Here is a 4,977-nt window from a genome sequence, read left to right as displayed (position 1 = left end):
TCCGTTACATCCGTCGAGCGAATCCGTTGCCGAACTTCCTTCTTCTTATCAACCCTTAATCAATTCCACTCCGTCGCGCCCGTCGAACTCTTGAACGTAAACCTTAACTTGTTCTTCCTTTGCAGTCGGCAACTTTTTACCCGTAAAATCCGGCTGAATCGGTACTTCTCTGTGGCCTCGATCGACTAATACCGCCAACCAAATTTTCTCCGGCCGACCGTAATCGTTTACCGCATTCAAAGCCGCTCGAATCGTTCTGCCTTTATATATAACGTCATCTACCAACACCACAGTTTTGCCTGTTAAATCGAAAGGAATTTCTGTTTTAGCCGGTGTCCGCATCGCAACTCGATCCAAGTCATCTCGGTAAAATGTAATATCCAAAGCGCCCACGGATACTTTGAGTTGTTCGAGGACTTCAATTTGATCTGCCAACATTTGAGCTAAAGGCACTCCTCTACTATGAATCCCCAACAGCACTAACTCCGAGGGATTCCCTGATTTTTCGACAATCTGGGAAGCTACGCGGGTGAGAGTGCGCCTCACTTCATCTGGGGATAAAATTTTGATAATTTTAGTCATTGCTTCTTGCTGGGCTATAATTGTTGGCTGTTGGCGGATCGAACAATTTTAGATTTTAGATTTTAGATTTTAGATTTTAGATTGACTTGAGGGAGGAATCTGGGGGTGGAACGATTTTAGATTTTAGATTTTAGATTTTAGATTTTAGAGTGACTTGAGGGATGAATCTGGGGTGGAACGATTTTAGATTTTAGATTCTTCGGCTTCCTTCGACTTCGCTGGCTGACCAGTCGCGAGCAAACAAGTTTTAGATTTTAGATTGACTTGACAGATGAATATGGGAGTAGAACTACTAACGTCCAAACTTTTTTGGCTCTTCCAGACTCCTGTCGGGAGCTTGTATCTGTGTTCGGGTGAGGTCAGCAGTTAGCTGACAAAACATAATAAAGTATAAAACAGCAATGATAGTCCCAACCAAATCAGAAAGCAATACCGAGTTAATTGCAATGCTTGGCTAATTAGCTGCGGTGTGATGGGGTGAATCGGCTCGCCTAAGAGCGGTTTGTGTTTGATAACTCCGCGATAGGAATTTGTACCTCCTAGTTGCACTCCCAAGATGGCGGCGTAGGCGCACTCGCTCCAACCGGAATTGGGACTGGCATCTTTAACAGCATCTCTCTGACAAATCTGCCAAATGTAAATCGGTTTGCCAGATATAACGGCTAAAGTAATCACTGTTAGCCGGCAAGGAATCCACGTCAGCACGTCTTCGAGTTTGGCGCTAAACCATCCTAAATCTGTGTATGGCGCTTCTTTGTAGCCGATCGTAGAATCTAATGTGCTGGCTGCTTTGTAAGCGATCGCCAAGGGGACTATAGCACTCACCCACATCGAGTTAGGATCGATCGGGCGATCGGTAACACTTAATAATAGATGCGGCAGAGCGAACCCAACTAGGGCATAAAATAGCGGTGCTGTGACGCCATCGACTGCATTCTCTGTTACAGTTTCTAACAATGCTCGCAGAATTTCTGGCTCGGATAAGTTTTCGGTATCCCGACCGACGTAAAGGCTCAACCGTTCTCGCGCCTTGACTAAATCTCCAACATTTAAAGGCGCTAGCACATCTACCGCCGCCGCCCTCAAACTGCGACCGGCAAAACAGCTTGCCAGCAAAATGGTCTGTAGGGCAATGCCTAAAAGAGGATGCACCCAACTAGCAGCAAGTACGATCGACCAACTGACAGTATAACTGCCTAGAATCAGCCCGATCGCTAGCATTGTACCAGCACATCGTAGCAGCAGTTTGTGCCGGACGAGAGCGGGACGATCGCCAGCTTCAGGCATTTGGCCTGTGGCGTTATTCCATATATTAAAGACAAATCGAGTATAGCAGTCGATCGCCCAACCCATCGCCTGCACGGGATGCGGCCAACCCCAAGGATCGCCGATCGAATAATCTAATACCGCAGCTAAAATCAAAACAGCAAATTCATCCGGCATCATTATATATTGTGTCAAACTTGATAGTCCGTCCGAGCACTCCTCGATCGCCCGATAGCGCAGGTTTTAACTGCTGCTACCCTTGCGGACTTTGATTTTTGAGCTGCAATTTTAAATGCTGAGATTACTTTCGTCGCCCAGCAAGTGTACGTTCTGCTCCCAATTAACACCGTCAAAGGGTACGATCTGAAATTGAGAAATGGCATAGTCGTCAAGACAGCGGACGTTGACATCGAAATGATCGGGATGCGATCGGGGGCGATAGAACGAGTGAATGCCGCAAATCCGGCAGAAAGTATGTTTAGCAGTGCCTGTATTAAATGTATAGGTTGTCAAAACATCTTCGCCACTGAGCAAGGTAAAACGTTCCGGCGGCACAATCAGGTGCAAAAATCCCTTCTTTTTACAGATAGAGCAGTTGCAATCAGATGCTTCGTGTTTGAGGGCGGCGACAAGGAAGCGGACAGCACCGCAATGACAGCCGCCGGAGTAGGTAACAAGTGTTTCGTCCATGTTTGCTCGCGATCGAATAAATGAACTTACCAGTTAAATGATAAAGCTAGTTTCTTCCCCAAGAGCCGCTTGCCAACTGCGGACATCATAGTATAAGTCTTCGAGGGAAATGCTGTACAGCGCTTCGGCGAGTTTTTTGTGCAATCGGTTCCACAAACTGAATGTTACCCAGTCCTCTGGTTGGGAAGCGTCGGGAGAATGTCGAGGTAAAGGTTCAATAGTTTCGCCTACAGCCTCTAAGATTTGTCCTAAAGAGATTTGAGCGGGCTCCCGGGCCAATTGATATCCTCCTTGGGAGCCCCGAACTGATTGGACTAAACCGGCTCGTCGCATTTCAATCAGCAATTTTTCTAGATACGGAGCCGGTAACTCCTGTCGGTTCGCTATCGATTTCACCGATGTCGGGCCGAAGCGAGGTTGCAAACTTAGATCCAGTAGTGCTTTGACACTGTAGTGTCCGCGTGTGGTTAACTTCATGGGATTTTAAGATCGGGGGCAAATATTCAGCTAGCTGATAGCTGATAGCTTATGCTACCGAGTCTAGAGATTGCTCGCACAAACCCAGCAGCTACTCCTCAAGAAAGACTGCACGCTGTTAAAAATATTTAGATAATAGTGGTTAACAATTGAGCCGATCGGTGTAATATGGTTTTACGACCAGCTATAAAGCTAAAGTTTCTTGGTCAAACCAAAAACCAACCGAGAAAAAATCCGTACACCAGTTGAATATTTCAGGACTCAGTAGATGGCTAAAAAGAAAAATGTCGAACCCCTTGAAGGCGAAGGTCTTATCAAAAAGGTCAAAGACCTAGAGAACCTTACCAAGGAAGAAAAAGCTAGAGCCTGCGGCTACTACACCGTTACCAAAAACGGCGTAGAACGGGTCAACATGATGAAATTCCTGAATGCGCTGATTGATGCAGAAGGCATTCAGCTAGACGGGAAGCAAAACGGCAACGGACGCGGCGGACGTTCGGCCAGCTATCGGATTAGCGTTCAATCTAACGGCAACTTACTGATTGGAGCCGCCTACACCAAACAGATGGAACTCCAGCCTGGAGATGAATTTGAAATCTCTCTGGGACGCAAGCACATTCACCTGCGCCAAATCGATCGCGAAGAAGTATCCTAGGCCTTTACGACTTGCTTTGACTTCTTGCTTGAACTGATTGGTTTGATTTCAAGCATTGACTGCAAGCAAAAAGTTGGCTCTGAAATTTTTCAGTGCGCCTAAAACAGTATGGCTTCTATAGATGGCAATGGCTCGACAAAAGCCAATGCCACCACTTCATATTTTCCGAGAATACCTATTCTCGCCCCTCGCTATATCCGTTTGGACAAGCGGGGGATTTTCCGCGTAGCTGTTGAAGAAAAGTTCGGCAGCGGATTGTGCACGGGATTTAACGGATTTAACGGATGGAAGTTCGGCAGCGGATTGTGTACGGGATTTAACGGATGTAACTCACGCCCAGAGCACCATTCTCGCTTAACAGGCTTTTCGGGCCTGTTCCAGAAAGAATGAATTGATTGTGGGGTGGGATCTTCTAGCCCGCCCATAAAAGCCTTATTGAGAATGGTGCAACATCTCAGATATAACGGAGGTCGGGAAGAGGTTTGAGGGAAGAAGTAGGTTTGGTTGAGGTAGGAAACCCAACAAAGCAAGAAAATGGCGGAGGTATTCTAAGCTAACAGTGCGTAATACTACCAGTTGAAAAAAAGAATGCAAATGTAGCCAAACTCCAAACCACGGCAGTCATCAGTCATTCCCAATTATTGAAATCTTTAATCTTTAATCTAAAATCTAAAATAGTATAAGTCCGGCGATCGCTCCTGATGCTTGTTTTTGTGGGAGGTTTTTTGACGGCAAGCAAACAGCGCCGATCACCCCTAAATGAAATTACCGGTCGGAACAGTTAAAGTGTTAGAGAGCGATGAGTCACCTGCCTGTGCCGTTGCCCCGATTCGCGAGCAAAACTTCCCAACAGCAAACAAAAATACCCCTGCCCTGCGTTCTAGTAGCCTCTGTTGCGGTGCAAATCGTCGCAGCCTCGAAGTCTACCCACTCTCATAACATTTACTGCGCTACAGACAAAAGAGGCACTCGCACGGCCAAATTAAACGCAGAAGCGGGAACCTGCGAGGCCCACCTGCGCCCCTGGTACAAAGAAGCTGTCGCACCTAACAAACCGATTTGGACGAGCATTTATCCGGGTTTTACTCCCTCCCGCGACTGTTTTTATGGCTGCGAGCCAACCGATTCGCGATCGAAATGGTAAATTGCTGGGAGCTTGACTAAAGTGCCAAATAGTTTGCTAAAATTCTCCATAGTTAATCCTTGAGAGGAAGTTTTGTGTTTGCCCTCAAACGAGCGCTCAAACTGAATAACAACGAAGCGACTTTGATGGCAAGACACGCAGGATTCCGGCGCGTAGTATTTAA

Annotated in this window: 8 protein-coding genes; 3 read left to right on the top strand and 5 right to left on the bottom strand. The window is 46.7% G+C overall.

Going from position 1 to position 4,977, the window contains the following annotated elements; genetic code table 11:
* Nucleotides 1-48: 48 nt before the first annotated feature.
* From pyrR to QUB70_RS24170, 4 genes are all read right to left on the bottom strand, one after another.
* Complete coding sequence (gene pyrR, locus QUB70_RS24185) at nucleotides 49-582, bottom strand: bifunctional pyr operon transcriptional regulator/uracil phosphoribosyltransferase PyrR (protein ID WP_332983921.1); 534 nt, start codon at nucleotides 580-582, stop codon at nucleotides 49-51.
* Nucleotides 583-948: 366 nt separating this feature from the next.
* Nucleotides 949-2,028: an adenosylcobinamide-phosphate synthase CbiB gene (cbiB, locus tag QUB70_RS24180; RefSeq protein WP_332983941.1), complete on the bottom strand. Its 1,080-nt coding sequence runs from the start codon at nucleotides 2,026-2,028 to the stop codon at nucleotides 949-951.
* A gap of 108 nt (nucleotides 2,029-2,136) precedes the next feature.
* A complete protein-coding gene (locus QUB70_RS24175) occupies nucleotides 2,137-2,538 on the bottom strand; it encodes a GFA family protein (RefSeq protein WP_332983919.1) in 402 nt (133 codons plus the stop codon).
* Nucleotides 2,539-2,571: 33 nt separating this feature from the next.
* Nucleotides 2,572-3,015 (bottom strand): Rrf2 family transcriptional regulator, encoded by a 444-nt coding sequence (locus QUB70_RS24170; RefSeq protein WP_332983918.1) that lies wholly within the window; start codon nucleotides 3,013-3,015, stop codon nucleotides 2,572-2,574.
* A gap of 268 nt (nucleotides 3,016-3,283) precedes the next feature.
* On the opposite strand from QUB70_RS24170, the gene QUB70_RS24165 reads away from it, so the two are divergent.
* The 3 genes from QUB70_RS24165 to QUB70_RS24155 all read left to right on the top strand — a co-directional run bounded on the left by QUB70_RS24165 (nucleotide 3,284) and on the right by QUB70_RS24155 (nucleotide 4,814).
* On the top strand, nucleotides 3,284-3,670 hold the full coding sequence (locus QUB70_RS24165) for an AbrB family transcriptional regulator (protein WP_332983916.1): 387 nt from the start codon (nucleotides 3,284-3,286) through the stop codon (nucleotides 3,668-3,670).
* Nucleotides 3,671-3,778: 108 nt separating this feature from the next.
* Nucleotides 3,779-4,060 (top strand): hypothetical protein, encoded by a 282-nt coding sequence (locus QUB70_RS24160; protein ID WP_332983915.1) that lies wholly within the window; start codon nucleotides 3,779-3,781, stop codon nucleotides 4,058-4,060.
* 409 nt (nucleotides 4,061-4,469) lie between these two features.
* Nucleotides 4,470-4,814 (top strand): hypothetical protein, encoded by a 345-nt coding sequence (locus QUB70_RS24155; protein WP_332983914.1) that lies wholly within the window; start codon nucleotides 4,470-4,472, stop codon nucleotides 4,812-4,814.
* Here the strand turns inward: QUB70_RS24155 and QUB70_RS24150 are convergent.
* Nucleotides 4,775-4,977: hypothetical protein (locus QUB70_RS24150; RefSeq protein WP_332983913.1), on the bottom strand; the 203-nt coding region annotated here is incomplete at its 5' end. The genes QUB70_RS24155 and QUB70_RS24150 overlap by 40 nt on opposite strands.

Source organism: Microcoleus sp. A003_D6, assembly GCF_036702825.1.
Classification (GTDB): domain Bacteria; phylum Cyanobacteriota; class Cyanobacteriia; order Cyanobacteriales; family Microcoleaceae; genus Microcoleus.
Note: the sequence above shows the minus strand (reverse complement) of the source record. Positions and strands in the feature narration are given on the sequence as shown.

Coding starts and splice junctions, on each gene's coding strand:
- pyrR (WP_332983921.1), bottom strand. CDS start 582: ATGACTAAAATTATCAAAATTTTATCCCCAGATGAAGTGAGGCGCACT.
- cbiB (WP_332983941.1), bottom strand. CDS start 2,028: ATGATGCCGGATGAATTTGCTGTTTTGATTTTAGCTGCGGTATTAGAT.
- QUB70_RS24155 (WP_332983914.1), top strand. CDS start 4,470: ATGAGTCACCTGCCTGTGCCGTTGCCCCGATTCGCGAGCAAAACTTCC.
- QUB70_RS24160 (WP_332983915.1), top strand. CDS start 3,779: ATGGCTTCTATAGATGGCAATGGCTCGACAAAAGCCAATGCCACCACT.
- QUB70_RS24165 (WP_332983916.1), top strand. CDS start 3,284: ATGGCTAAAAAGAAAAATGTCGAACCCCTTGAAGGCGAAGGTCTTATC.
- QUB70_RS24175 (WP_332983919.1), bottom strand. CDS start 2,538: ATGGACGAAACACTTGTTACCTACTCCGGCGGCTGTCATTGCGGTGCT.
- QUB70_RS24170 (WP_332983918.1), bottom strand. CDS start 3,015: ATGAAGTTAACCACACGCGGACACTACAGTGTCAAAGCACTACTGGAT.